Annotated in this window: 25 protein-coding genes and 2 pseudogenes; 14 read left to right on the forward strand and 13 right to left on the reverse strand. The window is 60.8% G+C overall.

Annotated elements, in window-relative coordinates:
- Nucleotides 1–65: 65 nt before the first annotated feature.
- From ACZ1HM_RS14400 to ACZ1HM_RS14415, 4 genes are read left to right on the forward strand one after another with little or no spacing between them, the layout of a single operon-like run.
- The gene (locus ACZ1HM_RS14400; protein WP_472743379.1) at nucleotides 66–500 is read left to right on the forward strand and encodes a VOC family protein; all 435 of its coding nucleotides are present in this window, start codon (nucleotides 66–68) and stop codon (nucleotides 498–500) included.
- Nucleotides 494–1,204 carry a DUF1194 domain-containing protein gene (locus tag ACZ1HM_RS14405; RefSeq protein WP_472743380.1) on the forward strand — a complete coding sequence of 237 codons (711 nt, stop codon included), beginning with the start codon at nucleotides 494–496 and terminating at the stop codon, nucleotides 1,202–1,204. The genes ACZ1HM_RS14400 and ACZ1HM_RS14405 overlap by 7 nt, the downstream gene beginning before the upstream one ends.
- A complete protein-coding gene (locus tag ACZ1HM_RS14410; RefSeq protein ID WP_472743381.1) occupies nucleotides 1,204–1,953 on the forward strand; it encodes a DUF1194 domain-containing protein in 750 nt (249 codons plus the stop codon). The genes ACZ1HM_RS14405 and ACZ1HM_RS14410 overlap by 1 nt, the downstream gene beginning before the upstream one ends.
- 24 nt (nucleotides 1,954–1,977) lie before the next feature.
- Complete coding sequence (locus ACZ1HM_RS14415) at nucleotides 1,978–2,508, forward strand: YHS domain-containing (seleno)protein (RefSeq protein WP_472743382.1); 531 nt, start codon at nucleotides 1,978–1,980, stop codon at nucleotides 2,506–2,508.
- Between the two features lie 133 nt (nucleotides 2,509–2,641).
- On the opposite strand, the gene ACZ1HM_RS14420 is transcribed toward ACZ1HM_RS14415, so the two are convergent.
- From ACZ1HM_RS14420 to ACZ1HM_RS14430, 3 genes are all read right to left on the reverse strand, one after another.
- Nucleotides 2,642–3,142, reverse strand: coding sequence for a MarR family winged helix-turn-helix transcriptional regulator (locus tag ACZ1HM_RS14420; RefSeq protein WP_472743383.1), 501 nt, complete (start codon nucleotides 3,140–3,142; stop codon nucleotides 2,642–2,644).
- A 119-nt stretch (nucleotides 3,143–3,261) separates the two neighbouring features.
- On the reverse strand, nucleotides 3,262–3,525 hold the full coding sequence (locus tag ACZ1HM_RS14425) for a succinate dehydrogenase assembly factor 2 (RefSeq protein ID WP_472744628.1): 264 nt from the start codon (nucleotides 3,523–3,525) through the stop codon (nucleotides 3,262–3,264).
- Nucleotides 3,518–3,913 carry a helix-turn-helix domain-containing protein gene (locus ACZ1HM_RS14430; protein WP_472743384.1) on the reverse strand — a complete coding sequence of 132 codons (396 nt, stop codon included), beginning with the start codon at nucleotides 3,911–3,913 and terminating at the stop codon, nucleotides 3,518–3,520. The genes ACZ1HM_RS14425 and ACZ1HM_RS14430 overlap by 8 nt, the downstream gene beginning before the upstream one ends.
- Before the next feature lie 101 nt (nucleotides 3,914–4,014).
- Between ACZ1HM_RS14430 and ACZ1HM_RS14435 the strand changes: the two are divergent.
- Nucleotides 4,015–5,216: pseudogene (locus tag ACZ1HM_RS14435) on the forward strand (pyridoxal phosphate-dependent aminotransferase).
- 112 nt (nucleotides 5,217–5,328) lie between these two features.
- Nucleotides 5,329–5,733, forward strand: coding sequence for a hypothetical protein (locus ACZ1HM_RS14440; protein ID WP_472743385.1), 405 nt, complete (start codon nucleotides 5,329–5,331; stop codon nucleotides 5,731–5,733).
- Between the two features lie 15 nt (nucleotides 5,734–5,748).
- On the opposite strand, the gene ACZ1HM_RS14445 is transcribed toward ACZ1HM_RS14440, so the two are convergent.
- The gene (locus tag ACZ1HM_RS14445) at nucleotides 5,749–7,128 is read right to left on the reverse strand and encodes an MATE family efflux transporter (RefSeq protein WP_472743386.1); all 1,380 of its coding nucleotides are present in this window, start codon (nucleotides 7,126–7,128) and stop codon (nucleotides 5,749–5,751) included.
- 135 nt (nucleotides 7,129–7,263) lie between these two features.
- On the opposite strand from ACZ1HM_RS14445, the gene ACZ1HM_RS14450 reads away from it, so the two are divergent.
- Entirely contained in the window at nucleotides 7,264–8,160 is an 897-nt protein-coding gene (locus tag ACZ1HM_RS14450) for an alpha/beta fold hydrolase (RefSeq protein WP_472743387.1), read from the forward strand.
- A 148-nt stretch (nucleotides 8,161–8,308) separates the two neighbouring features.
- Here the strand turns inward: ACZ1HM_RS14450 and ACZ1HM_RS14455 are convergent, their stop codons facing one another.
- Nucleotides 8,309–8,917: a carboxymuconolactone decarboxylase family protein gene (locus ACZ1HM_RS14455; RefSeq protein WP_472743388.1), complete on the reverse strand. Its 609-nt coding sequence runs from the start codon at nucleotides 8,915–8,917 to the stop codon at nucleotides 8,309–8,311.
- Nucleotides 8,918–8,929: 12 nt separating this feature from the next.
- The gene (locus ACZ1HM_RS14460; protein ID WP_472743389.1) at nucleotides 8,930–9,625 is read right to left on the reverse strand and encodes a dimethylsulfonioproprionate lyase family protein; all 696 of its coding nucleotides are present in this window, start codon (nucleotides 9,623–9,625) and stop codon (nucleotides 8,930–8,932) included.
- A gap of 129 nt (nucleotides 9,626–9,754) precedes the next feature.
- Here ACZ1HM_RS14460 and parE point away from each other — a divergent pair.
- The 3 genes and pseudogenes from parE (at nucleotide 9,755) to ACZ1HM_RS14475 (ending at nucleotide 13,008) form a co-directional block, all read left to right on the forward strand.
- Nucleotides 9,755–11,714 (forward strand): annotated as a pseudogene (gene parE / locus ACZ1HM_RS14465) (DNA topoisomerase IV subunit B).
- Nucleotides 11,715–11,921: 207 nt separating this feature from the next.
- Nucleotides 11,922–12,323 (forward strand): PaaI family thioesterase, encoded by a 402-nt coding sequence (locus ACZ1HM_RS14470; protein WP_472743390.1) that lies wholly within the window; start codon nucleotides 11,922–11,924, stop codon nucleotides 12,321–12,323.
- A gap of 7 nt (nucleotides 12,324–12,330) precedes the next feature.
- Nucleotides 12,331–13,008: a hypothetical protein gene (locus tag ACZ1HM_RS14475; RefSeq protein WP_472743391.1), complete on the forward strand. Its 678-nt coding sequence runs from the start codon at nucleotides 12,331–12,333 to the stop codon at nucleotides 13,006–13,008.
- A 61-nt stretch (nucleotides 13,009–13,069) separates the two neighbouring features.
- On the opposite strand, the gene ACZ1HM_RS14480 is transcribed toward ACZ1HM_RS14475, so the two are convergent.
- From ACZ1HM_RS14480 to pepT, 7 genes are all read right to left on the reverse strand, one after another.
- Nucleotides 13,070–13,477 carry a c-type cytochrome gene (locus ACZ1HM_RS14480; RefSeq protein ID WP_472743392.1) on the reverse strand — a complete coding sequence of 136 codons (408 nt, stop codon included), beginning with the start codon at nucleotides 13,475–13,477 and terminating at the stop codon, nucleotides 13,070–13,072.
- A gap of 69 nt (nucleotides 13,478–13,546) precedes the next feature.
- Entirely contained in the window at nucleotides 13,547–14,527 is a 981-nt protein-coding gene (locus tag ACZ1HM_RS14485; protein WP_472743393.1) for an Ldh family oxidoreductase, read from the reverse strand.
- Nucleotides 14,528–14,715: 188 nt separating this feature from the next.
- On the reverse strand, nucleotides 14,716–15,393 hold the full coding sequence (locus ACZ1HM_RS14490; protein WP_472743394.1) for an ABC transporter ATP-binding protein: 678 nt from the start codon (nucleotides 15,391–15,393) through the stop codon (nucleotides 14,716–14,718).
- Nucleotides 15,386–16,669: a lipoprotein-releasing ABC transporter permease subunit gene (locus tag ACZ1HM_RS14495; protein WP_472743395.1), complete on the reverse strand. Its 1,284-nt coding sequence runs from the start codon at nucleotides 16,667–16,669 to the stop codon at nucleotides 15,386–15,388. The genes ACZ1HM_RS14490 and ACZ1HM_RS14495 overlap by 8 nt, the downstream gene beginning before the upstream one ends.
- Nucleotides 16,670–16,792: 123 nt before the next feature.
- Nucleotides 16,793–17,749 (reverse strand): serine hydrolase domain-containing protein, encoded by a 957-nt coding sequence (locus ACZ1HM_RS14500; RefSeq protein ID WP_472743396.1) that lies wholly within the window; start codon nucleotides 17,747–17,749, stop codon nucleotides 16,793–16,795.
- 57 nt (nucleotides 17,750–17,806) lie between these two features.
- Nucleotides 17,807–19,147 carry a proline--tRNA ligase gene (gene proS / locus ACZ1HM_RS14505; protein ID WP_472743397.1) on the reverse strand — a complete coding sequence of 447 codons (1,341 nt, stop codon included), beginning with the start codon at nucleotides 19,145–19,147 and terminating at the stop codon, nucleotides 17,807–17,809.
- A 118-nt stretch (nucleotides 19,148–19,265) separates the two neighbouring features.
- Nucleotides 19,266–20,501 (reverse strand): peptidase T, encoded by a 1,236-nt coding sequence (gene pepT, locus ACZ1HM_RS14510; protein WP_472743398.1) that lies wholly within the window; start codon nucleotides 20,499–20,501, stop codon nucleotides 19,266–19,268.
- A gap of 172 nt (nucleotides 20,502–20,673) precedes the next feature.
- Here pepT and ACZ1HM_RS14515 point away from each other — a divergent pair, with 172 nt between their 5' ends.
- The 4 genes from ACZ1HM_RS14515 to ACZ1HM_RS14530 all read left to right on the forward strand — a co-directional run bounded on the left by ACZ1HM_RS14515 (nucleotide 20,674) and on the right by ACZ1HM_RS14530 (nucleotide 25,438).
- Nucleotides 20,674–21,189 (forward strand): fasciclin domain-containing protein, encoded by a 516-nt coding sequence (locus tag ACZ1HM_RS14515; protein WP_472743399.1) that lies wholly within the window; start codon nucleotides 20,674–20,676, stop codon nucleotides 21,187–21,189.
- Between the two features lie 265 nt (nucleotides 21,190–21,454).
- Complete coding sequence (locus ACZ1HM_RS14520; protein ID WP_472743400.1) at nucleotides 21,455–22,522, forward strand: AI-2E family transporter; 1,068 nt, start codon at nucleotides 21,455–21,457, stop codon at nucleotides 22,520–22,522.
- Entirely contained in the window at nucleotides 22,523–23,203 is a 681-nt protein-coding gene (locus ACZ1HM_RS14525) for a P-loop NTPase family protein (RefSeq protein ID WP_472743401.1), read from the forward strand. It abuts the gene before it with no gap.
- Between the two features lie 60 nt (nucleotides 23,204–23,263).
- Nucleotides 23,264–25,438 (forward strand): RNA degradosome polyphosphate kinase, encoded by a 2,175-nt coding sequence (locus ACZ1HM_RS14530; protein ID WP_472743402.1) that lies wholly within the window; start codon nucleotides 23,264–23,266, stop codon nucleotides 25,436–25,438.
- The last annotated feature ends 107 nt before the right edge of the window (nucleotides 25,439–25,545 follow it).

Raw genomic sequence — 25,545 nt, forward strand, 5'->3', positions numbered from 1 at the left:
GCGCTGGCATCCCTGCGCGGCCATGCTAGGTTCGGACCTAGACATAGAAGAGCAAGGGACACCTGATGCCTATCAAATATCTGCACACGATGGTGCGCGTGAAAGACCTCGACGCCTCCATCGCCTTTTACAAATTGCTGGGGCTGGTTGAGCGCCGCCGCATGGATCATGAAGGCGGGCGGTTCACGCTGGTGTTTTTGTGCCCCCCCGGCATGGATGACGGCCATGCCGATGTTGAGTTGACCTACAACTGGGACGGCGATGATGCGCTGCCCTCAGACAGCCGCCATTTTGGCCATCTCGCCTATACGGTTGAGAATATTTATGAGACATGTCAGCACCTTATGGATAATGGCGTGACAATCAATCGCCCCCCACGGGATGGGCGCATGGCCTTTGTGCGCAGCCCTGACAACATCTCAGTTGAGTTGCTGCAGGAAGGTGACGCGCTGGAGGCGGCAGAGCCTTGGGCCAGCATGGAAAACACAGGCCATTGGTAAGGGCGGCGGCCGCTGTCCTGGCCTGCCTTTGGGCCGTACCGGCGGTTGCAGCTGACTGCCGCCTGGCGCTGTTGCTGGCGCTGGATGTCTCCAGTTCGGTGGATCCGCTGGAGGACCGCCTGCAGCGCGGCGGCGTGGTGGCCGCGCTGACTGCCCCTGAGGTGACAGAGGCCTTTTTTGCCACCGAACAACATGTGGCGCTTGCGGTTTATGAATGGTCTGGCCGCTACCAGCAGGACATCTTGCTGGACTGGACCGCGATCGACAGCCTGGCGGCTCTGGTGCGGGCGGCTGAGACCATTGCCGCCACGCAGCGGGGGCATTCAGACTATCCCACCGCGATGGGCTATGCCCTGGGCAAAGGCGCGCGCCTGTTTGAAAGCGCACCGATCTGCGACAGCAAGACGCTGGATATGGCAGGGGACGGGCAAAACAACGAAGGCTTTGGCCCGCAAGCGGCCTATCGCAGTTTTCCGTTTGAGGACGTCACGGTGAACGGGCTTGTGGTGAACACCGAGGAATCCGAAAGCGAAGCCGGTCTGATTGCCTTTTACCGAGGAGAGGTGCTGCACGGACCGGGGGCGTTTTTGGAGATCGCCAACGGGTTTGGCGATTATGAACGCGCCATGCGCCGCAAATTGGAACGCGAGCTGATGCCCGCCGTGATCGGAGGGCTGCCCGGTCAGGCCCTGCCCGAGGGATGATGCGCGCCGCGCTCATCGCGCTCATGGTGACAGCGGGGGCGCAGGCCACGGCTGAGTGCAGACAGGCGCTGGCGCTGGGGCTGGATGTGTCGGGATCTGTGGATGCGCGCGAGTACCGGTTGCAGATGGGCGGTGTGGCCGCAGCACTGGACAGCGCGGCGGTGCGCGACAAGCTGATGGCGATGCCCGCAGCCCCCGTGCGGTTGATGGTCTATGAATGGTCCGGCCCCGGTGATCACGCCATTGTCGTGCCCTGGACGGCCATCGACGGCCCGGATGCGCTGAGCACGGTGATCGACACGCTGCGCCGCACCGAGCGGCGCGTGGCCAGCCCCGGCACCGCCCTGGGTGTGGCGATGCTGCAGGGGCAGCGCTATCTGGCGCAGCAACCGGCGTGCTGGAAACACACGCTCGACATCTCTGGCGACGGCAAATCCAACCTTGGCCCCCGCCCCGATGCGGTGCGCGCGGGGTTGGAGGCCGAGGGGATCACCATCAACGGATTGGTGGTTGGTGTGGACGATCCCAGCTTTGGCGACATTCGCCAGTCCGACATTGGCGAGCTGTCGTCGTATTTTAACGCCAACGTCATTCTGGGCCCCAATGCCTTTGTGCAGGCCGCTTTGGGGTTTGAAGATTATGCCCGCGCGATGACGGAGAAGTTGGAACGTGAGCTGGACGGTTTGGTGTTTTCGCAAATCCGAACGCTACCTGATGCCTCTGGCCGGAACGCGCCGTCAGGATCGTAGGGTTTCAGGGCAAAGCGGGCTTTTGTGCACGGGACCTTCACCAAATCGTGCATGGCCGGGCTGGCACCGCTTTTCTATGTTGCCGCCAAACAATCGGAGGCCGCCATGCCCCTTACCCGCCGCACCCTGATCCTGACCGGTCTTGCCAGCCTTAGCCTGCCTGTGACGGTGCATGCGGGCAGCACGCGTATTTCAACCGGCAAGACGGATTGGGCGATCCGCGGCTATGACACCCGTGCCTATTGGCGCGCCAGCATGGCAGCGCCGGGGCAAGACGCCTTTACCGTGCTCTGGCGCGGCGTGCCCTGGCGGTTTGCGACGGCTGAGGATGCGGCCCGCTTTGAGGCCTCTCCTGAGGCCTTTGCGCCGCAATTCGGCGGCTTTTGCACGCGGGCGATGTCGTTCAAAAAGGTGGTGGATGGTGATCCTGAGGTGTGGCGGATCTACAACGACAAGCTCTATCTCTTTGCCAAACCCGTGGGCGGACGGGTGTTTGACAAAGAACAAGACGACATGATCGCCAAGGCTCAGGCGTTTTGGGACACGCTGACCTAGGGTTCTGGCCTTAAGATGCGGCGTTTGCAGCCGCACCACAGCGCCCCCAATTGCAGAGCCCCCGGAACCGTTTGATGTCCCGCAAGGGTGCGCGATGCACTCCCCTCGGCCTGCCCCCTCGTATGCCCGCCCCCTAGTAGATGTAGCGGATCTGATCGGTCCAATAGCGCTCCATCCGGCGCAGGGCTGAGGTGATTTCGCTGATGCCGTCGCGGCCAAGCACCCCTTTGCTTTGCAGCCCATCGGCGTGGCGAGAGAAAAGCTCAGCCACCACATCGCGGATGTTGCGGCCCTTTTCGGTCAGGCGCACGCGCACGGAGCGGCGGTCAATCTCACAGCGCTGGTGGTGCATATAGCCCATATCCACCAGCTTTTTCAGATTATAGCTGACGTTGCTGCCCTGGTAATAGCCGCGCGACTTCAGCTCGCCCGCCGTCACTTCGTGATCACCAATGTTGAACAACAACAGCGCCTGCACCGCGTTGATCTCCAGCACGCCGACCCGTTCAAATTCATCCTTGATCACATCCAGCAACAGCCTGTGCAGCCGCTCCACCAGGGAAAGCGCCTCAAGATAGGCGATCATGAAATCTTTGGTATGGTTGCCTGCGTCGATAGGTTCTTGAATGCTCATACTTGTCTCCGACCTAATTCTTGGCGGAAACTTGAACAACAAAGCAGAATATTTCGTTAAACCCGCAGCTTACCCGTCACTGGCCCGTCAGACGCCCATCTCAGGCCCCAAGGCGCGGCTTAGCTGGGGGTTTCAAACCCGGCCTGGATGTCCGCAATCAGCGCCTCATAAGGCGCGGGCGTGGCGACCTGACCAGTCACCCATTGATAGAGATCGTGGTCATTTTCGCTGAGCAGCGCATCATAAAGCGCCAGCCCTGCGTCATCCATCGCAGCAAGCTGAGCTGCGGCGTATGCGGACAGGATCAGGTCCATTTCCTTGATGCCCCGGCGCATGGAACGCATGTGCAGACGCTTGACCTTATGTTCGCGCAATTCAGGCACCGGCAGGCTCATCCATCATCTGGCGCATACGCTTTTCCAAGCGGCCCATGGCCTCAGCATTGCGGTGCATTTCGGTGCGAAGGGCGCGCATGTCCGCCAACAGTTCTTGTAGATCGGCGCGGCCGGCTGCGGCCTCTTGCGGGGGTTCTACCCCTTCGCCTTCGCCGTTGATCAACCACATCATGGACACGTTCAACAAACCGGCCAACATCGACAGACGGTTGGCGCGCGGTTCACTGTGATCGTCTTCCCAGCTGCGCAGGGTGGCAAGCCGCACGCCCAGACGTTTGGCGAGCATCGCCTGGGTCAGCCCAGCCGCGTCGCGGGCTGCGGCGACACGGTCGCCAAAAGTGGCCACCTCGGGTGCATACCAATCGGTTTGTGTCATTTTGTTCGCCTTTCATATGATCCAGCAGGGTCAATGGCCTTGAACGGCGCGAAACGCACCCCTATGAGTGGTGCGCTTGTCTTAACCTTCCGAGGCCCCAGATGGAACTGCTCTCAGCGACACTTGACCGCGTCAAACCGTCCCCCACCATTGCCGTGACCACAAAAGCCGCGGAGCTTAAGGCCGCTGGCCATGATGTCATCGGTCTGGGCGCGGGCGAGCCTGATTTTGACACCCCCCAGAACATCAAAGACGCAGCTATTGCCGCCATTGCCGAGGGCAAGACGAAATACACAGCTGTGGACGGCATTGCCGAGCTGAAAGAAGCCATCTGTGCCAAGTTCAAGCGCGACAACCAACTGACCTACTCCCCTGCCCAGGTCACTGTGGGCACAGGTGGTAAACAAGTCCTTTACAACGCCCTGATGGCAACCCTGAACCCCGGCGATGAGGTGGTGATCCCAGCCCCCTATTGGGTGAGCTATCCTGACATGGTGCGCCTGGCCGGCGGTGAGGCGGTGATTGCGCCAGCCTCGCTTGAGACTGCATTCAAATTGACCCCTGAGGCCTTGGAAGCCGCGATCACGCCGCGCACCAAATGGTTCATCTTCAACTCCCCCTCCAACCCCACCGGGGCGGGCTATACCCATGCTGAATTGAAGGCTCTGACAGACGTTTTGATGCGTCATCCGCATGTTTGGGTGATGACAGACGACATGTATGAGCACCTCGCCTACGACGGGTTTACATTCTGCACACCCGCCGAGGTTGAACCCGGACTTTATGACAGAACGCTGACTGTGAACGGCGTGTCCAAGGCCTATGCGATGACGGGATGGCGGATTGGCTATGCTGCGGGGCCGCAAAAACTGATCGCGGCGATGCGCAAAATCCAGTCGCAATCCACCTCCAACCCCTGCAGCGTCAGCCAATGGGCCGCCGTGGAGGCGTTGAACGGCCCGCAAGACTACTTGGTTGCAAACAATGAGATTTTCAGCCGCCGGCGCAATCTGGTTGTGTCCATGCTGAACGAAATTGAGGGCATGACATGCCCCGTGCCGGAGGGGCGTTTTATGTCTATCCTTCCATCGCCGGGTTGATCGGAAAGACCTCAGAAGGCGGCACGCTGATCGCTGATGATGAGGCGTTTGCCACCGCTTTGTTGGAAGAAACCGGGGTGGCGGTCGTCTTTGGCGCGGCCTTTGGCCTGTCCCCGAATTTCCGCGTAAGCTATGCAACATCGGACGCTGCTTTACAAAGTGCCTGCTCCCGCATCCAGACCTTTTGTGCAAAATTGCGCTGACAAGGCGTGGGAATAGCCCAAAAAAAGCAAACCTAAACACGTCGCGGTAAAACTCGTCAAATTGTGATAACATGCGTCTCAATTTTCCGAGTCAGCCTGGCGGAGGTCGAGTATGTCAGCGGATTTGCCGGAGTATTATTTCCGGGTGCGGGAGAATGGCGCAGCCGTTTTTCGTGTAGATACCGAAAACCGGCAACGCCGGATTGAGATGGACCAGATTGCTCTGGTCAACATCAAGAATGGTGAGATCAAACCTCATGGCGACAGAACGCTTGAGGATAAGGATCGCGCCCGCATCGAAGCCTGGATGGCCGAACGGCTGGAGCTGCTTGCCCACCGCGACATCGACGATATTTTTCGCGCGGTAGATCATCTGAATTTGACGACACAATGGGCCCAATCGCGGGCCAGTGATGCGCAGCTGGAAGCGGTCACAGATCAGTTGCTGTTGGCCATGCACGATCTGCGCAGCACCTTGGTGCGTAAAAAGGCCGACCGGCTGACCGCAGAGAGCTAAGCCTTTGCCGCCTGGCTAGGGCGCAGGTTGCGGCGCGCGCCCCTGCCCCACCTTGGGCAAGACCACACGCCAAAACCGCAGGTTCAACAGCACCGCCGCAGCGCCAAGCCCCACGACAAGGCCGCTCCAGATGCCGACGCCGCCCCAGCCCAGCATAAAGCCCAAGACATAAGACGACGGCACGCCAACGATCCAATAGCTAAACGCGGCAAGCCACATCGGGATGGCGGTGTCCTGCACCCCGCGCAGCAGCCCCAGGGCAACCGCCTGCGCCCCGTCCACAAGCTGAAACAAGGCGGCCATCCCCAAAAGCGTCGCACCAATGGCCAGGATCTCCAGCCGCGCGGGTTCATCGCGTTGAATAAAGAGCTGGATCAGCGGCTCTGGCAGGGTGAGAAACGCGGTGATGGTGAGCGCGGCAAAAAGCACCGACATCACCGTGACCACCCAAGCGCCCCGCGCCATATGCGCGCGGTCCTGCCGGCCCAGCGCATTGCCTGCGCGGATTGTGGCGACGTTGCTGAGGCCCAGGTGGACCATAAAGGTGATGGAGGCCAGTTGCAGCACAATCCCGTGCGCGGCCAACGGCACCGTGCCCAGCCACCCCATCATCATGGCGGAGGCGGCAAAAAGCCCAGTTTCGCTGAGCACCGTCAGCCCGATGGGCCAGCCCAGCCGCGACACCCGTGACAGCATCTGCCAATCCGCGCGCCAGAACCGCACAAAAAGCCGGTGTTGTGGCACAACAAGCAGGATATAGATCACCAGCCCGATGACGGAGGCCAGCTGCGTCACCACAGATGCGATGGCCGCCCCGACAATCCCCAGCTCTGGCGCGCCCCAATTGCCAAAGATCAGCGCATAGTTCACCAGCCCGTTCAGCACCGCCGCCGCCAGCGTGATCCACAGCACGACCTGCGTGCGCTCCAGCGCCGCCAGGTAGTTCTTAAGCACCATCACAATGATCGCCGGAAACATCCCCCACCCCGCCACAGTCAGGTAATCGGCACCGGTGCGGGCGACATCGTCGGTTTGGCCCAGCAGACGCAGGATCGGCCCAGAATAGATCATCAGCGGCATCGCCAGCACCGCATAGCCCAGCGACAGCCACAGCCCCATGCGGGTGGCGCGGCGGATGGAGGTTTCATCGCCCTCCGCCGCAAAGGTGGCCACCATCGGCATCACCGCAAAAGCAAAACCAGACCCGGTGATGAAAATCACAAAGAAATAGGTGCTGCCCAGGGTAACGGCCGCCAAAGCCTCAACCGAATACCAGCCCAGCATCACCGTATCGGTCACCCCGATCAGGATTTGCCCCAGATGCCCGCCGATCAAAGGCAGGCCAAGGGTCAGAATGGCGCGGACATGCGCGCGGGGAAGCATGGGTGTGGACATGCACCAGCCTTACGCCTGGCCCGCAAAAAGGGAAAGCCGATTTGCGACGCGCCGTCAGATCCCCGCGGCAGGCAAAAATGCTGGACCTTGCCGGGACTTCGGCCAAGGGTGGATGTCACAGCGGAGGAGCAGATCATGACAGCCATGCGCACTGATACGGTATTGCTGAACGGCCAGCCTTTCTTTGTGCGCCATTGGGGGGCGGCACATCTGCCAAAACTGTTGCTGCTGCACGGCTTTCCCGAATATGGCGGTGCCTGGGAAACCCTGGCCCCGCTGTTGGCGGACCGTTTCCACTGCATCGCCCCGGACCAACGCGGCTTTGGCCAAAGCTGGGCACCGCAAGAGGTGTCTGACTATACCGGGTCCAAGTTGATCGCGGATATGGCCGCGCTGATCGGCGATGGGCCGGTGAACGTGCTGGGCCATGACTGGGGGGCGGCTGTCGCCTACGGCTTGGCGATGTTCCGACCAGAGCTGGTGGCGCGGCTGATCATCATGAACGGCGTGCACCCGGTGCCCTTTCAACGCGCATTAGCAGCAGGAGGGGCGCAAAACGACGCTTCGCAATACATTCATTACCTGCGCAAAGAAGGATCAGAGACGCGTCTGGCGGCAGACGATTACGCCAAACTTACAAATTTCTTTACCGCCAATATGGAAGACAGCTGGGCCGATGACGCGACCTTGGCGGCATATCGCACCGAATGGGCCAGACCAGGTCGCCTGCGCGGCATGATCAACTGGTACCGCGCCTCCCCCCTGGTGATTGGCGCGCCCGGCACGCCAGTGGCTGATCCGCCGCAGCTGCCGCTGGACAAACTCCACGTGCGCTGCCCGCATCTGTTGATCTGGGGCACCGGTGACACCGCACTTCTGCCCGAAGCGACGGAAGGATTGGAAGACTTCGCCGCAGACCTCACACGCATTGAGATTTCAGGCGCCGATCACTGGCTCCACCACCAAAAACCAAATGAGGTCGCTGCTGCCATCCGCGATTGGCTAGCGGACAGCCCCATAGATCACCCTTAAAATTCCCCTAGGGTCCAACAACCGCCCCAAAAGACAGGAACCGCAGCCTGCGCTTCATCTTTCCCCTATAACTCAAAAGCCCCCTCACCGCCGCCACAACCGCCCTGTTGCGCGAAAAGGGCGCCACCACCTGGCAAAGGAGCCTGCCTCAGGCGTGCCCCCAATCCTCCGGATCATCGCTGTTGCCCGGGCTGAGCCCAATGATGTCACCCTGCGTGCTGCAGCCCAGCCCCAGAACCGTGCGATTGGCATAGGCGAAATAGGCGACAACCTGATTGATCTCTAAAATTTCGCCATCATCCCAACCCGCAAGCTGCAAGGCTTTGACGTCTGCCTCATCCATATCCTGCGGGGATTGCGTCAGCCGCGCCGCATAGCGCATGGCGGCCTGTTCGCGCGCCTCAAGCGGAGTGGCTGGCACATCACGCGCCTCAATCGCCTGGCGCAACGCTGTGGCGCGCGCATCGTCTTTCAACAGACGTTTCAACCCGGCAAAGTGATGCTCCACACAATAGGCGCAGTCATTCAACGACGACACCCAAACCCCCAGCGTTTCCAAAAACCACTTGGGCACCTGATTGCCACTGTGATGCAGCACGTTCTTGTAAAGCGCCATGTGCCCTTCCATGGAATGCGGGCGCAGCGAATGCATCATCATGATGTTGTCCACGTTATTGCCCGGTCCCGTGACACGCTCATAAAGCTGGCGCAGCTTGCCGGTTGCCGCATCAAACGGAATGGTCTTGATCCAAGGCATAGGCACCTCCCTTCAGGCTTTGGTCCGGCGAAACACCATCTTTTGGTGATGCAGGTCTTCTTTGTCCCCCATCCAGGCATAGGCCAAGAGCGCGGGTTCGCGTTTGCCCACGGTAATCCGGTGCAGATGATCCGGCGGGTTGAAGATGAGCGAGCCGGGCACATAAACGCCCTGATGGTTTTCTGAGACAGCCCCCGACAAACAGACATAGCTTTCTGTGATGCCTTTGTGGGCATGGGCAGGATAGGTGCAATTGGGCGCAAAAAGCACCACGCCCAGGATGATCTCATCGCTCAGGATCGGCCCCGTGGTGCCGGCAATTTCAGCATAGGCATAGCTGTTTTGCAGCCCGCGCGGCACTTTTTCATAGCCGTATTGCCAGCTGAGCGCGCTTTGCACCGCATCCAAAGCGCGCACCACCGGCGCTGTCGCCCCTTGCCGCCCTTCATCCAGCGCGCGGCGCAGATGGGCACACACCGGTTTTGAGGCAGGTTGCTGCGGGGCAAGAACGGCATTGGCACGCAACAGCCGCGCTGTTGCCTCGCGCACCTTGCGCTGGTGGCCTGCGATCTTGTCGCTGCCTCCTGCGGGGATCATGCGGTAAAGCTCTTCAAACTCTTGCAGCAGATAGCGCCAGTTCGGCGCATCCGACAAACGCCCAGGTGCCTGGCCTGTAAAAAGGATTGCTTGTGTGGCGTTATTTTGCATCCGCGGCCCTCCTGCCCCTGCGCTCCAAGGTAATTCGGCCCCTCAAAGAAGAAAGCCCGTGCATGTCCCCTTTTCCCGCGCCCTACGCTCTGCCATATTGTGATGCAAGCAAAACAGAACCAGAGCAGCCTGATGTCCGATCTTTTATCCGGGGCAGAGCCCAGTGATTATGATGCCTCCTCCATCGAAGTGCTGGAAGGGCTTGAGCCGGTGCGCAAGCGCCCTGGCATGTACATTGGCGGCACCGATGAACGCGCCCTGCACCACATGGTGGCAGAAGTGCTTGATAACTCAATGGACGAAGCGGTGGCAGGCCATGCCAACCGCATCGAGGTGGAGCTGCACGCAGATTACGCGATCACCATCCGCGACAACGGACGCGGCATTCCAATTGATCCGCACCCGAAGTTCCCCGACAAATCCGCGCTTGAGGTGATCTTGTGCACGCTGCACGCGGGCGGCAAGTTTTCCGGCAAGGCCTATCAGACATCCGGCGGCCTGCACGGGGTTGGCGCATCTGTGGTCAATGCGCTGTCAGATACGATGGTCGTGCAGGTGGCGCGCAACAAGGAAGTGTTTGAGCAACGCTTTTCCCGCGGTCTGCCTCTGGGGCCCGTGGAAAAGGTGGGCGCCGCCCCCAACCGGCGCGGCACAACCGTCACCTTCCACCCCGATGCCGAGATCTTTGGCAGTCACAAATTCAAACCCGCACGGCTTTTCAACTCCATCCGGTCAAAGGCTTACTTGTTCTCAGGCGTGGAGATCCGCTGGAAATCTGAGATTTCCGATGGCGAGACACCGCAGGAGGCAACCTTTCACTTCCCCGGCGGATTGACCGATTACCTGTCTGAAACCACTGGGCAAGGCCACCACCTATGCCGAGGCCGCCTTTTCCGGCACGGTGGATTTCCGTGAGAAATTTGGCGAGGCCGGCAAGGTCGAATGGGCGATCAACTGGACCCCGTCCCGCGATGGGTTCATCCAGTCCTATTGTAACACCGTGCCCACCCCAGAAGGCGGCACCCATGTCGCAGGCTTCTGGGCCGCGATCCTGAAAGGCATCAAGGCGTATGGCGAATTGGCCAACAACAAAAAGGCCGCCCAGATCACGCGGGATGATCTGATGTCGGGCGGCTGCGCCTTGGTCAGCTGCTTTATCGCCGATCCCGCCTTTGTGGGGCAAACCAAGGACCGTCTGTCCACCGAAGCCGCCCAAAAGATGACCGAAGGCGCTGTGCGCGATCACTTTGACAACTGGCTGGCCGCTGACACCAAATCAGCAGGCGCGATCCTCGATTTCCTGGTGCTGCGCGCCGAGGAACGGCTGCGCCGGCGTCAGGAAAAGGAAACCGCGCGCAAGTCGGCCACCAAAAAGCTGCGCCTGCCCGGCAAGCTGACCGACTGCACCTCAAAGGACCGCGAAGGCACGGAGCTTTTCATCGTTGAGGGGGATTCGGCCGGGGGATCAGGCAAAGGCGCGCGCAACCGCGAAACCCAGGCGCTTTTGCCACTCAAGGGTAAGATCCTGAACGTTCTGGGCGCGGCCTCAGGCAAGCTGAACACCAACGCTGAGATCAACGATCTATGCGAAGCGCTGGGTGTCGGCATGGGCACCAAGTTCAACATCGACGATCTGCGGTATGAAAAGATCATCATCATGACCGATGCGGATGTGGACGGTGCCCATATCGCTGCGCTGTTGATGACCTTCTTTTTCACGCAAATGCGCCCGCTGATTGACCAAGGCCACCTCTATCTCGCCTGCCCGCCGCTCTACCGACTGACCCAAGGGGCCAAGCGGATTTATGTCGCCGATGACGCCGAAAAGGACCACTGGCTGGAAAAGGGGCTGGGCGGAAAAGGCAAGATCGATCTGCAGCGCTTCAAAGGCCTGGGCGAGATGGACGCCAAAGACCTCAAAGAAACCACCATGGACCCCAAGACACGCAAACTGATCCGCGTGTCCGTGGATGAGGACGTGCCGGGGGAAACCGGTGATCTGGTCGAACGGCTGATGGGCAAAAAGCCCGAGCTGCGGTTTCAGTATATTCAGGAAAACGCCCGGTTTGTCGAAGAGCTGGACGTTTAAGGCACCCCGGCCCGCGCAACACAATCCGTGCCACCCGTCTGCGCTGTTGGATGTGAGTTTTAAGAGAAAGATGAAGCCCATCCGTCGCGCTTCATCTTTCTAATATAACTTTCCAACAGCAGCCGCGGAACACCGCACTTGCGCATTTGGTCCCCTTCCGGGCGGGTATTACCTTGCACCGGCGGAGCAAGGTCGTAACCTGCGGGCATGACACCTGAAACCGCCCATGCCATTCTGGATCAAAGCTTTGCCCCCTGGATCAAAGCGCTTGATATCGCGATCACTGAGATTGGTCCCCAGGGGGCCACGCTGCGCATTCCGATCACGGCAGAGATCACCCGCATTGGCGACATCGTCTCTGGCCAGACGCTGGCGGCATTGGCAGATACCGCGATGGTTTTTGCCTGTTTTGGCCAATTGGGCACGCCCGAGCCCGTTGGCACGGTGACGCTGGACACGCAGTTCTTGCGCCCCGCCAGTGGGCAGGCGATCCGTGCAGAGGCGACGCTGACACGGTTGGGCAAGTCGATGATCTTTGCGCAGTGCACGCTGATTGCCGAACCCTCGGACAAGCCGGTGGCCTTGGCCACTGCCACCTTTGCGCGGTAGCGGGGGGATGTGGCGAGCGCTGTTTTTGTTGGTGTTGGTTGCGGCCTGTGGGCGCCCGCTGACTGACAACGAACGTGGGTTTTTGGCGGACATCCATGGCGATACGCTCAACATGGACCGGGTGCGGTTTGTGGATGGGGCCCCCACCCGCGCGGTTACGTTCACGCGCAAAGCGCGGCCCCGCACCACTTGTCGCGAATTGATCCTGCCCCCCGTCACAGAAGCCGTCGTGACAACAAAACCAGCCGCAGTCGCGCTTTATAACACCATCCTTTATGACAAGGATTGGTACCTGGACGATTACTTGCCCGAATATCCCGATACCATTGGCCTGATAGCCGCGATGCTTTTTGCCCATGAGCTGACGCATATTTGGCAGTGGCAAAACCGGGCGCTGACCGGCTATTCGCCTCTGAAGGCCGCAGCAGAGCATGGCGGCGGGCGGGATCCTTACCTCTTTGAGGTGACCGGCACGCGGGAATTTCTGTCTTTTGCCTATGAACAACAGGCCTCCATCGTGGAGGAATACGTCTGTTGCAGGGCGTTGGCCCCGCAAGGGGCGCGCACCGCGCGGTTGCACGGGTTGTTGGCGCAGGTCATGCCCGTGGCCCCGCTGCCGCAGTCGCGGGAATGGAATGTGCGCCTGCCTTGGGATGGGGTCACGGTGCGCGGCATTTGTGGCTGAGCTTTGATGGCCACCGTCAGGGCGGTTGCGCACAAGACAGGCGCGCGAAACGCCTTTCGCCTTAGTTTTGAATGCCTTCCAGATAGACCAGCAAGGCCGCCAAGGCGCGCGGTGTTGGCGTGAGCACCCCATCCACCTCAAGCGGCACCAGATCTTCGGCCATCGCGCCGCCAAACTGCGGCATGACCCGCGCCAGGTGGCCCTGTTCGGGATCGCCGTAGATGTAGCTGAGCGCGCGGGCGGTTGGGAACACCCCGCCATTTTGCGCCGCCAGCTGTGTCAAATCAGTGGGTTTGGGCGAAAGGCCGGCGCTGAGCGCTCCGTCCCCTCGCCCGCTCCCCCCGTGACACGAGGTGCAGTTGGCCGCGAAGAATGCCGCGCCCTCCTCCGGCTCTGGCATGGATGGCGGCGTACAGGCGACAAGCAACGCAAGAGCTAGGGACCCGAGCGGCAAGGCATACGCTGTCATCAATCTTCCTCCAACTGACCCAAGGTATAGGGAGTGTGCCGGGGGGCAAAACGCCCACCATGATCCAGATCAATTGGCGGCGAGAGATTGCATTTGCGCCCAGACCGCGTCGGCCACGTCAACCGGGTCAGCGGGGGATTTGCCTTGTCCCGGCATCCGCGCGCCGGGATCGGTTTGAGCGGCCTGCGCCAGATCCGTGAGGCGCGGCACAAAGTCAGGCGAGGCGGACGGGTCCACAAGGATATAGTACTGGCCCAGATCATGCGGCGGGCCTTCTGGCGCTTTGAGGGGTTTGACATCCTTAGACAGGATGCCGCCGGTCATCGCAGCGGCCAAAATCTCGGCCATGAGGCCAAAGCCCCAGCCTTTGTAGCCGCCCATTGAGACAAGTGAGCCGCCGATGGCGGCCTCTGGATCTGTGGTGGGGGCACCGTTTGCGTCCACGGCCCAGCCTTGGGGAATTTGCTCACCTGCGGCCTTGGCCATGGTGATCTTGCCCAGGGCCACGGTGGTGGTGGATTGGTCAAACTGCATGGCCACCCCGCCCGCGCCGTCCGGCACGGAGAACGCGATGGGGTTGGTGCCAATGACCCGGGTCTTGCCACCCGGTGCCGCCACAATGGGGGAGGCATTGGTGAAACCGATGCCGATGAAACCGGCGCGCGCAATCTGTTCGGTGAAATAGCCCAGCGAGGTGCAGGTGTGGGCGTGCCCCACGGCAAGTGTTGCCACGCCCGCCTGGCGTGCGGCATCCAGGGCCACGGGCAGCCCGTAGGCAAAGGCGGGTTGGGCAAAGCCGAAATGGGCATCCACATGCACCACCGCGCTGCGCGGATTGGAGACCGTTGGGATCACATCGCCTTTGACACGGCCCGAGCGCAGCTGTTGGCAATAGCTTTCCACGTAGTAAAGACCGCAGATCTTGTTGCCAACGGATTCAGCCGCCGCCACCGCGCGCGACACTTCTGCGGCGGGAAAGGCATCAGCCCCATGGGCCACAAGCGCCGCTTGAACGGTATCGCGGATGTCTTTGAGCGAAATTTGAACCATGCTAGCCTTCCTGGCACCCGTGCTTTGATGCGACGTTCAGTCTGATCAAAAGCGCAAGCGCGCGTCAAGCGGCATACTGGGGGTGCTGGGCATTTCATTTTGGGTCGCCGCTTCCGGCAACCCTTTGAAATGCTTCAGTTCACGCAAGGGTTATGTATGCGCGGCCCAGCGCCCCTTGCGCGCAGGGCTTAGACCAGCTGTCCGTCCGAAAGCCGGATCTGGCGGTCCATCCGGGCGGCAAGCTCCAGGTTGTGCGTGGCGATCAGGGCAGAGAGCCCGGTGCTGCGCACCAGCGCCATCAGCGCGTCAAAGACCTGATCAGATGTGGCCGGGTCAAGGTTGCCTGTGGGTTCATCCGCCAGCAGCAATTTGGGCGCATTGGCCAGGGCCCGGCAAAAGGCCACGCGTTGTTGTTCGCCCCCTGAAAGGGCTGCGGGGCGGTGGCTGGCGCGGGGGCCGACGCCGACGCTTTCGAGCAATGCATGCGCGCGCTTATTGGCCGCGCCGTGGCGCACCCCATTGGCAAGTTGCGGCAGAACGATGTTTTCAGCGGCGCTGAATTCAGGCAGCAGGTGGTGGAACTGATAGATAAAGCCCACATCATTGCGCCGGACCCGCGTGCGTGCACGGTCCGGTTTGCCGGTCATGTCCGTGCCTGCGATGGCGACCTGCCCGCCGTCTGGCGTGTCCAGCAGCCCGGCGATATGCAGCAGCGTGGATTTGCCTGCCCCTGACGGGGCCACAAGGGCCACAACCTCACCAGCGGCGACATCCAAATTGACGCCGCGCAGCACCGGCACCGCGTTGGCCTGACCTGGGTTATAGGTCTTGGTGATGTCGCTGAGTTGCAGCACCGGATCACTCATACCGCAGCGCCTCAACCGGGTTCATGCGCGCAGCACGGCGGGCCGGGAAGATCGTCACGACAAAAGACAGCCCCAGCGACAGGGCGACGGCGGTGAGCACGTCCTCAAAGCGCAGTTCAGCGGGCAAAAAGTAGATGCCTCTGATCGAGGCGTCCCAGGCGTTGCCGCCCGAGAGGTAGTTCACGAAGCCAAATATCTGGTCGATATAAAGCGCAAAAAGGCAGCCAAAGATCACCCCAAGCGCCGTGCCGATGATGCCGGTAAAGGCCCCGCAGATGAAAAACACCCGCAGCACAGAGCCCTCAGACAGCCCCATGGTGCGCAATATCCCAATGTCGCGGCCCTTGTTTTTCACCAGCATGATCAGGCCAGAGACGATGTTCATGGCCGCAATCAGCACAAGCACAGACAGGATGACGAACATCACCCGGTCTTCGATGTCGAGCGCATCCAGAAACGCACCAGAGGCGTCTTGCCAGGTCCAGATCTGGCCGCGTGGACCGGCAGCGGCGAAAAGATCGGCAGCCATCGCGTTAATCTCTTCGGGGTCGGCTACCATAACCTCCAGTTCATCCGCGACGCCTTCGCGGTTAAAGAAACGCTGCGCTTCGGCGATGGGCAGATAGGCACGGGTGCGGTCGATGTCATAGCGGCCTGCGGCAAAGATATAGACCACCTCATAGGCGTTCACGCGGGGGCTGGTGCCGAAGGCGGTTTTCACACCATTGGGAGAGATGAGCTTGATCTGATCGCCCACCGTGACACCGAGCGTGTTGGCCACCCCCAGACCAAGCGCGATGCCCGCGTCAAAGCGGTCAATATCCCCCCGCGCCTGATCGGAATTTGCCACGCGCGGGATGGTTTTTAGATCCTGCGCCGCGATCCCGTAGACCTCTACGCCTGCATTGGCCTGGCGGTGGTTGGCCATCACCTGTTGGCGCACCAGTGGCGCCACCCGCGTCACCCCCGGCACCTGCGCCACATCTGCGGCAAGCGCTTCGTAATCGGCGATGGTGCGGTCGATCTGGCCGTTGGCCCCGACCTCTCCTAGTTGGTAGATCGTGACATGGGCATTGGCCCCCAGGATCGTATCGACAAATTCCGTGCGAAACCCTTCGCGCACGGACAGCGTAGCGATCAGAGCAAAGACCGCGAGGGTGATGCCAATCAAGCTGATCCAGGTCATCACACTGACCCCGCCCTCGGCGCGCCGCGCGCGCAGATACCGCCAGGCGATCATCCATTCAAAGGGGGCAAAGGGGGCGGTTCTGGCCATGCTCGGTTCCAGGTATCATTTTGGCGCAACCTGCGGGTTTGCATGCGGGCGGTCAAGCCGGGTTTCAAACTCTGCGCGCGTTTCAGCCCCGCAGTTGCGGGCCCAAACCCCTTTGGGACAGGATCACTGAAAGACCGCCCCTGCCAGCGCCTGATCCAAGGCCACCATCGCATCCCAATCGACGCAGGCGTTATAGGCGACAACGACGCTCCAATCGCCCATCCAGCTGACCGCATAGCTGCCAGCGTTCAGCCGTCCGGGAAAACACAGCAGGCCAAAGTGCCAGTAGTTCATCGCCCCGCGGAATTCCCGTTGGGTCATGCCCATCCCGTAAAAGGCGCCACCGCCCATGTCGGCCGCAGGCCAACGGTCAGGCGCGCGGCCGATCTTGCCGCTTGGCCCAAAGGCCCAATGCATAAAGCGCGCGTAATCCCCCACGCTCATCTGCCATCCGCCCCAAGACGCCATCCCCCCGCTGCGGTGCGACGGCTGGGCGGTTGTCACGCCTGCCGGGATCAAGGTCACGCGGGGGCAATAATCAACATAAGGCTGGCCCGTTTGGGCCGCGATCATCGCGCCCAAGACCGCGTAGTTTTCGTTGTTATAACGGTATTGGCCCGGCGTACCCTCTTGCTTGAAACGCAAGAACGCAGCCTCTGCCGCCTCTTTCGCGCGGTCAGGTTCCGTATCGAGCCAGCCTGGCATACTGGCCTGTGTCCCATCTGGTGCAAGCCCGGTGCTGTGGGTCAGAAGCGCGCCGACGGTCAGCCCCTGAGGCCCTTTGCGCAAGACATCGCGGACCGTGGTTTTGTCCGTCCAGACACCGGTTTCCATCAAATGCGCCACACACAGGGCTGTCACGGCTTTGCTGAGGCTGGCCAGTTCGACTGGCAGATCCGCCTCAACCCCGATGCCCACGTTGCGTTGAGGCTGCCCTGCGCGCATGATCGCAATCGCGCCCCAAGGGGCATCCACCTCATCCAGCCACACACGAAACGCCGCCTCAAGCCGGTCGGCTGTTGCCTGAGCGACCACAGCAGACGGCAAAAGGGCCGCGATTAACACAAGAACCCGCAGCATCAGGCACCCTCCCCTTTTGGGGCAAAGAGTACCAAGCCGGTGCGACGGGGCAAGGGTTCAGACGATGCCCGCGTAGATTTGTGCGATTTTCTCCACCGCCTGTTCGGGCGGCAGCTCTTCGCTTTCGCCGGTGCGGCGCGAGGTCAGTTCAACCACACCGTTCTTCAGGCCGCGCGGCCCCACGGTGATGCGCCACGGCAGGCCGATCAGATCCATGGTGGCGAATTTGCCGCCTGCACGTTCGTTGCGGTCATCATAAAGCGGCTCAAGGCCCAGCGCGGTGAGCGATGCATAAAGCGCCTCACAAGCTGCGTCCGCCTCTGCGTCGCCCTGTTTGAGGTTCACAATGCCCGCGTGATAGGGCGTGACCCCTTCGGGCCAGATGATGCCCTTGTCGTCATGGCTGGCCTCAATGATCGCACCCAACAGACGGCTGACACCGATGCCGTGGCTGCCCATGTGCACAGGAATGTTCTTGCCATCCGGGCCCTGCACTGTGGCGCCCATTGCCTCAGAGTATTTGGTGCCGAAATAAAAGATCTGACCCACCTCAATGCCCCGCGCGGTGCGGCGGCGGTCTTCGGGCACTTCGTTAAAGAGTGCTTCGTCATGGGTTTCATCGGTGCGGGCGTATTTGGTGGTGAACTCTTGCATGATCGCAGCGCATTGGGCGACGTCGTCATAGTCAATCTCACGGTCGCCAAAGGTCAGATCGGTGACCGCGCTGTCATAAAACACCTCAGATTCGCCGGTCTCGGCCAGGACGAGGAATTCATGCGTGTCGTCCCCGCCAATTGGGCCGGAATCAGCACGCATGGGGATGGCCTGCAGGCCCATCCGCTCATAGGTGCGCAGATAGCTGACCAGATGGCGGTTGTACGCGTGCAGCGCGTCTTCTTTGGTCAGATCAAAGTTATAACCGTCCTTCATGTAGAATTCGCGGCCCCGCATCACGCCAAAGCGGGGGCGGATTTCATCGCGGAACTTCCACTGGATTTGGTACATCGTCAGCGGCAGATCTTTGTAAGACCCGACATGCGCGCGGAAGATATCGGTGATCAGCTCTTCTGCGGTGGGGGTGAACAACATGTCACGCCCGCCCCGGTCCTTGATGCGCAGCATCTCTTCGCCGTAGGCATCATAGCGCCCGCTTTCACGCCACAGGTCCGCAGATTGGATCGTGGGCATCAGCATCGCCAGATGGCCTGCGCGTGCCTGTTCCTCGTGCACGATATCTTCGATCTTGCGCAGCACCTTGAAGCCCATCGGGAGCCACGAATAAATCCCCGCCGCTGATTGTTTGATCATCCCTGCGCGCAGCATCAGCCGGTGGCTGACGATCTGGGCCTCAGAGGGGTTTTCTTTCAAAACGGGCAGGAAATACCGGCTCATCCGCATGGCGCAAGCTCCTTCGTAACGGGTGAGACCGTGCCTAATTCAAAGCCCTGAGCGCTACAATCCCCTTCTCTTCGCCGCTCCGCCTTTCCAAGGCCGGGCTGACATCAGAGGCGAGCGGTTACTTCGCGGCGCGCACGGCAAGGGCCAGGGCCATTTTGGTGGCCTTGGCCATGTCCTGCACTGATATCCATTCCAAAGGTCCGTGGATTTCCTGCATGCCCGTAAAGATGTTGGGGCACGGCACGCCCATCTCTGTCAGGCGCGACCCATCCGTGCCGCCCCGAATAGGCACCGACACCGGCTCCAGCCCGACATCCTCAACCGCGGCGCGGGCCAGATTGACGGGGGTCATGTCCTTTTCCAGCCAATAGCGCATGTTGCGGTATTGCGGCGTAATCTCACATGCGATCTGCGCGCGCGGCTCGCCAGCTTGCACAGCCGCACAGACCTGCTGCAAGAGCGCGCCCTTGGCCTCAAGCCCTGCCATCTCAAAATCGCGCAGGATCAGGGTGATTTCAGCCTCCGTTGAGCCGCCGTGCAGCTCAGAGACATGAATGAACCCTTCGGTGCCAGAGGTCGTATCGGGCGTCATCGTGGCCTGTGGCAGCATCATGATGATCTTGGAGGCCAGATGCAGCGCATTGACCATCTTGCCGGTGGCAAAACCCGGATGGGCCGAGACGCCGGTCACTTTGATTACCGCGCCATCGGCGGAGAAGGTCTCATACTCAATCTCGCCGGGTTTGCCGCCGTCAAAGGTATAGGCAAAATCCGCCGCCAGATCGCCCGGCAGACGTGGGTCCACGCCGCGGCCAATCTCTTCGTCAGGGGTAAAGGCCAGACGGATCGGGCCGCGCTTAATCCCAGGGTGTTGCAACAGATGCCGCGCGGCGGTCATGGCGATGGCCACCCCTGCTTTGTCGTCACCGCCCAGCAGGGTGGTGCCGCTGGCGGTGATGATATCCTCCCCCTGCTTTTGCGCCAGATAGGGCGAATTTTCAGGCGAAAGTTTCAGATCAGGCGCGTCAGCAAAGGTGATGTCACCGCCATTATAGCCGCGATGCACCACGGGTTTGACCCCGGTTGCGTGAAACTGCGGGGCCGTATCTACATGCGCGCACCAGCCCATCGTGGGCCCAGGCGCGGTGCCGGGGATCGTGGCCAGGACAACGCCATAATCGGTGAGCGTGACATCCTGCGCGCCCATCTCTTGCAGCTCAGTGACCAACAGACGGGACATCTCAAGCTGGATCGCGGTGCTGGGCTGGGTTGCTGAGCTGGCATCGCTTTGGCTGTCGATGGCGGCATAGCGCACCAGACGGTCTTCTAGCTCTGTATCGAATTCAGTGCGCATGGGGCCTCCTGTTTTATCTGATCTGGGGCGCGCGGCTGGGGGAAGTCAAGCAACCCAGTGATACACGAAGGTATCACGAGGCTGTGATGGCGCTGATCCGATCAAATCCCCCTGCCGTATCCTTTGCACATGTCGCTTGAGGCATTTTGACAAAACGGGAAAGGACCCCACCATGAAAATTCTTCGCACCATCGCTGCCGCCGCTGCCGCCACTGTCACCTTCGCCGCGACGGCACAGGCCAACACCATCGTGGATATTGCCGCCAGCGACGATCGGTTCTCCACCCTGGTCGCCGCCGTGTCTGCAGCGGGTCTGGTTGAGACGCTGCAGGGCGAAGGCCCGTTCACCGTCTTTGCCCCTGTCAATGACGCCTTTGCAGCACTGCCTGAGGGCACGGTCGACACATTGCTGAAGCCTGAGAACAAATATCAGCTGACATCCGTGCTACTTTATCACGTAGATGACCGCAACCTGACGGCTGAGGCCATCCCAGCGGGGTCCAACTATTTCAAGCCGGTGCTGGCCTCTGAGCGTATCTGCATCACCAAAGGCGCGGATGGCGTTTCCATCGCAGATGGCACCGGCGAAAGCGCCAATGTCGTGATTGCAAACATCAAGGCCGACAACGGCGTGATCCATGTGATCGACAAGGTTCTGCTGCCCGGCACACGCCCTGCTTGCCACTAAGTCAAGCCAGACCGCGAAGGCCCCCGTGGCGGGGTCTTTGCCACTCAGGCGGCGGGCGCGATGAAGGTGCCTGCCGCTTTGGCATGCCGGTCTCTTATAGGGTGCGGGGCTTGAAATGGGGCCTCAGAACGCCTGTCGGGCTGTGCTGCATGCAAAGGGCGGCCAGCCCGCCAAGCCGGGTAAGTACCCAAAGAATTCAGGCGCGTGCCCTTGAAACCACGCGCCGGTTGCGCAATGTCACATCTACCGCAACCGGAGACACCTGATGGCTTTGCCGATCCGTGACCAACTGAAATACTGGGGCATCGCCACCGGCGTTTTCCTGATTGTGCTGTGGTTCATGGGTGATGTTTTGTTGCCGTTTGTTCTGGGCGGGGCGGTTGCCTACTTCCTTGATCCGGTGGCCGACAGGCTGGAACGGCTGGGGCTAAGCCGCGCTTTGGCCACTGCTGTGATCACCGTTGTGGGCATCTTGTTGTTTGTCTTCCTCGCCCTTTTGGTCATTCCGACGCTGGTCAATCAGGCGGTCAACCTCTTTGAAATTGCCCCACAGCTTTTCAGAGACTTCACCGCCTTTGCGACGACCAAGTTTCCTTCCCTGCTTGAAGAAGGCTCAACCCTGCAGACCTCATTGACCTCATTGGGCACGACAATCCAAGAGCGCGGTGGCGAGTTGCTGGAACGCGCGCTGGCGTCCTTTGCTTCTATCGTGAACGTGCTGGTTTTGCTGGTGATCGTGCCAGTCGTGGCCGTCTATCTGTTGTTGGATTGGGACCGGATGGTTGCCGCCATTGATGAGCTGCTGCCGCGTGATCATGCGCCCACTATCCGGCAGTTGGCCAAGGATATCGACCGGACCCTGTCGGCCTTTGTGCGCGGCATGGGCACGGTGTGTTTGATCCTGGGCACCTATTATGCCGTGGCGCTGATGCTTGTGGGGCTGCAATTCGGTCTGGTTGTTGGATTTGTTGCAGGCCTTGTCACCTTCATCCCCTATCTTGGGGCCCTGCTGGGCGGCGCTTTGGCGATTGGTCTGGCGCTCTTTCAGTTTTGGGGGGATTGGGTGTCTTTGGGCCTTGTTGCGGGCATCTTTATGCTGGGCCAGGTGATTGAGGGCAATGTGCTGACGCCCAAGCTGGTCGGGGGGTCGGTGGGCCTGCACCCTGTGTGGCTGATCCTGGCGCTGTCTGTTTTCGGCTCACTTTTCGGGTTTGTCGGCATGCTGGTCGCGGTCCCGCTGGCTGCATCCCTTGGGGTTTTGGCCCGCTTTGGCGTCTCGCAGTACCAACACTCCTTGCTTTATCGCGGCATCGACGAAAGCCAGGACGGGTAAATGGCTGAGCAACTTGGGTTCGACCTGCCCAGCCGAACGGCGCTGGGGCGTGATGCCTTTTTTGTCAGCCCCGCGAATGCGGTGGCACTGGCGATGCTGGACGATTGGCAGAACTGGCAAGACAACAAGTTGGTTCTGACAGGCCCCAAGGGGGCCGGGAAGACACATTTGACCCATGTCTGGGCTGAAATGGCTGAGGCCCGGATCATTGCTGCGGATGCGCTTGCGGCAGAGGATGTGCCACAACTGATGGACCGCCCCCTGGCGGTTGAGGATGTGCCGGCCATTGCAGGGAACACCGCAAAAGAGACCGCGCTTTTCCACCTGCACAACCTGGCCCGCGATGAGCGGCAGACGGTGTTGTTCACAGGCTCCGGCGATGTGACCGCCTGGGGCATCGCCCTGCCCGATCTGCTGAGCCGTCTGCAAGCGGCCGCCGTGGCACCGCTGCTGCCGCCCGATGATCAGCTTTTGGCGGCGCTGCTGGTCAAGCTGTTCTCTGACCGTCAGATAACGCCGCGCGCGGATCTGATCCCCTATCTTTTGGGGCGTATGGACCGGTCCTTTGCTGCGGCGATTGATCTGGTGCAGCGGCTGGATGCCGCCAGCATCGCGCTGAAACGGCCCATCACGCGGCACTTGGCAGCCAGCGTGCTGGACAATCCCCCTTCTGAGGCGTGATACTGGCGCTGAGCCGACAACTGTCGCATTTCTTTGACACTTTGAACCCATAAGGTCGCTATGACCCAAACCGATTTCCTATCGGGTGATTTCCCGCCCGCCCAAGAACTGCCCGGACTTGACCTGACAGGCCCCAGCCGTTTCCAAAACCGTGAGCTGAGCTGGCTGGGCTTTAACTGGCGTGTGGTGGAAGAGGCGGAAAATCCGCGCGTGCCCTTGCTGGAACGGTTGCGTTTTCTGTCCATTTCAGCCGGCAATCTGGATGAGTTTTATACCGTCCGCGTGGCGGGTTTGCGCGAATTGGCCCATGCGGGCAACACCACCCCCGCCGCAGACGGGCTGACGCCTGCTGAGCAGCTGATCCTGATCAACGACAACGCCCGCCGCCTGATGCTGACCCAGCAGCGGGTGCTGGTCAAACTGATGGCCGAAATGGATGAACAGGGCATTTACCTGGAGCGGACGGCGGACCTGACGAAGGCAGATCTGACCTATCTGAAGGAAGTGTTTCTAAATCAGGTCTTTGCCGTCCTGTCCCCTCTGGCGATTGATCCTGCGCATCCATTCCCGTTCATTCCCAACACCGGCTATGCGCTGGCCCTGCAGCTGGAACGGAGCAGCGACAAAAAGCCGTTGCAGGCCTTGCTGCCCATCCCGGCCAAGATCGACCGTTTCATCGCCCTGCCTGCCCCCGAAGGCAGCCACCGCTTTTTGCCCATCGAGGACCTGCTGGTCATTCACATCCCCGATCTGTTCCCGGGCTACAAACTCAAATCCCACTTTGAATTCCGCGTCTTGCGCGACAGCGATCTGGAGGTTGAGGACGAAGCCGAAGATCTGGTGCGCGAATTTGAGGTGGCGTTGAAACGCCGCCGTCGTGGTGAGGTGGTGCGGCTGACCCATTCCGCCGGTGCGCCCGAAAAGATCAAAGCCGCCGTCATGGAAGAGCTCGGCGTGCTGGAACGCGACGTGATTGAGCTGGACGGGATGCTGGGCCTGAACGATCTGTCTGAGCTGGTGCTGGACAGCCGCCCCGATCTGCTTTGGCCGCAGTTCACCCCGCGCATCCCCGAACGGGTCAGCGACCATGACGGCGATATGTTGGCGGCGATCCGGCAAAAGGACATGCTGCTGCATCACCCCTATGAAACCTTTGATATGGTGATCCGGTTTCTGACCCAGGCCGCGCGGGATCCGGATGTGGTGGCCATCAAACAAACGCTCTACCGCACCTCCCGCGACAGCCCGATCGTTGAAGCGCTGTGCGAGGCCGCCGAGGACGGCAAATCGGTCACGGCCCTGGTGGAGCTGAAAGCGCGCTTTGATGAGGCCGCCAACATCCGCCAATCGCGCCGGTTGGAGCGGGCGGGCGCGCATGTGGTTTACGGGTTTCTTGATCTCAAAACCCACGCCAAGATATCAACTGTGGTGCGCCGCGAAGGCAAGCAGCTGGTGACCTATACCCACTACGGGACGGGCAATTATCACCCGATCACGGCGCGGGTGTATACGGATCTGTCCTTTTTCACCTGTGACAGCAAACTGGGCCGGGATGCCACCAAGGTGTTCAACTATCTCTCCGGCTATGCCCAGCCCGAAGCCTTGGACAACCTGGCCATCTCCCCCACCACGTTAAAACCACGCCTGCTGCAAATGATCGCCGCAGAAGCGGAGCACGCGCGCGCAGGCAAACCGGCGGTGATCTGGGCCAAGATGAATTCGCTCATCGATTCTGAGGTGATCGACGCACTTTATGCCGCCAGCCAAGCCGGCGTTCAGATCAGCCTTGTTGTCCGGGGCATTTGCGGTTTGCGCCCCGGCATCAAGGGATTGTCCGAAAACATCCGCGTCAAATCCATTGTTGGCCGGTTTTTGGAACATTCGCGGATTGTCTGTTTTGGCAACGGCGCAGGCCTGCCTCACAAAAAGGCGCGGGTGTTTATCTCATCCGCAGACTGGATGGGGCGCAACCTGAACCGGCGGGTGGAGACGCTGGTTGAGATTGAAAACGCAACCGTCAAAGCGCAGATCGTCAGCCAGATCATGGCCGCCAATCTGGCCGATGTGGCGCAAAGCTGGATCATGTCACCCGATGGCAGCTTTACCCGGCCCTCAATTCAGAAAGATCAGTTCACCTTTAACTGTCACCGCTTCTTTATGGAAAACCCGTCGCTCTCGGGGCGCGGCTCGGCTGGGGCGTCTGATGTGCCCAAGCTCACACACACCGACGGGTAAGAATTTCAAAACAGCCGGTTAACGCTCTGATAACGATTGACCCAAGACGCGGGCTGGCCCATTTTGCGCCCACCCAACGCGCAGGAGCCCGCATGGCCAATCTCACC

The organism is Sulfitobacter sp. GN1-4, from assembly GCF_055693825.1.

What these genes read in the sequence shown, in the direction of transcription:
- ACZ1HM_RS14515 (WP_472743399.1), top strand. Translation starts at nt 20,674, where the DNA reads ATGAAAATTCTTCGCACCATCGCTGCCGCCGCTGCCGCCACTGTCACC.
- ACZ1HM_RS14495 (WP_472743395.1), bottom strand. Translation starts at nt 16,669, where the DNA reads ATGGCCAGAACCGCCCCCTTTGCCCCCTTTGAATGGATGATCGCCTGG.
- ACZ1HM_RS14530 (WP_472743402.1), top strand. Translation starts at nt 23,264, where the DNA reads ATGACCCAAACCGATTTCCTATCGGGTGATTTCCCGCCCGCCCAAGAA.
- ACZ1HM_RS14430 (WP_472743384.1), bottom strand. Translation starts at nt 3,913, where the DNA reads ATGACACAAACCGATTGGTATGCACCCGAGGTGGCCACTTTTGGCGAC.
- proS (WP_472743397.1), bottom strand. Translation starts at nt 19,147, where the DNA reads ATGCGGATGAGCCGGTATTTCCTGCCCGTTTTGAAAGAAAACCCCTCT.
- ACZ1HM_RS14400 (WP_472743379.1), top strand. Translation starts at nt 66, where the DNA reads ATGCCTATCAAATATCTGCACACGATGGTGCGCGTGAAAGACCTCGAC.
- ACZ1HM_RS14475 (WP_472743391.1), top strand. Translation starts at nt 12,331, where the DNA reads ATGTGGCGAGCGCTGTTTTTGTTGGTGTTGGTTGCGGCCTGTGGGCGC.
- ACZ1HM_RS14480 (WP_472743392.1), bottom strand. Translation starts at nt 13,477, where the DNA reads ATGACAGCGTATGCCTTGCCGCTCGGGTCCCTAGCTCTTGCGTTGCTT.
- ACZ1HM_RS14440 (WP_472743385.1), top strand. Translation starts at nt 5,329, where the DNA reads ATGTCAGCGGATTTGCCGGAGTATTATTTCCGGGTGCGGGAGAATGGC.
- ACZ1HM_RS14470 (WP_472743390.1), top strand. Translation starts at nt 11,922, where the DNA reads ATGACACCTGAAACCGCCCATGCCATTCTGGATCAAAGCTTTGCCCCC.
- ACZ1HM_RS14445 (WP_472743386.1), bottom strand. Translation starts at nt 7,128, where the DNA reads ATGTCCACACCCATGCTTCCCCGCGCGCATGTCCGCGCCATTCTGACC.
- ACZ1HM_RS14525 (WP_472743401.1), top strand. Translation starts at nt 22,523, where the DNA reads ATGGCTGAGCAACTTGGGTTCGACCTGCCCAGCCGAACGGCGCTGGGG.
- ACZ1HM_RS14420 (WP_472743383.1), bottom strand. Translation starts at nt 3,142, where the DNA reads ATGAGCATTCAAGAACCTATCGACGCAGGCAACCATACCAAAGATTTC.
- ACZ1HM_RS14455 (WP_472743388.1), bottom strand. Translation starts at nt 8,917, where the DNA reads ATGCCTTGGATCAAGACCATTCCGTTTGATGCGGCAACCGGCAAGCTG.
- ACZ1HM_RS14410 (WP_472743381.1), top strand. Translation starts at nt 1,204, where the DNA reads ATGCGCGCCGCGCTCATCGCGCTCATGGTGACAGCGGGGGCGCAGGCC.
- ACZ1HM_RS14485 (WP_472743393.1), bottom strand. Translation starts at nt 14,527, where the DNA reads ATGGTTCAAATTTCGCTCAAAGACATCCGCGATACCGTTCAAGCGGCG.
- ACZ1HM_RS14500 (WP_472743396.1), bottom strand. Translation starts at nt 17,749, where the DNA reads ATGCTGCGGGTTCTTGTGTTAATCGCGGCCCTTTTGCCGTCTGCTGTG.
- ACZ1HM_RS14450 (WP_472743387.1), top strand. Translation starts at nt 7,264, where the DNA reads ATGACAGCCATGCGCACTGATACGGTATTGCTGAACGGCCAGCCTTTC.
- pepT (WP_472743398.1), bottom strand. Translation starts at nt 20,501, where the DNA reads ATGCGCACTGAATTCGATACAGAGCTAGAAGACCGTCTGGTGCGCTAT.
- ACZ1HM_RS14520 (WP_472743400.1), top strand. Translation starts at nt 21,455, where the DNA reads ATGGCTTTGCCGATCCGTGACCAACTGAAATACTGGGGCATCGCCACC.
- ACZ1HM_RS14460 (WP_472743389.1), bottom strand. Translation starts at nt 9,625, where the DNA reads ATGCAAAATAACGCCACACAAGCAATCCTTTTTACAGGCCAGGCACCT.
- ACZ1HM_RS14490 (WP_472743394.1), bottom strand. Translation starts at nt 15,393, where the DNA reads ATGAGTGATCCGGTGCTGCAACTCAGCGACATCACCAAGACCTATAAC.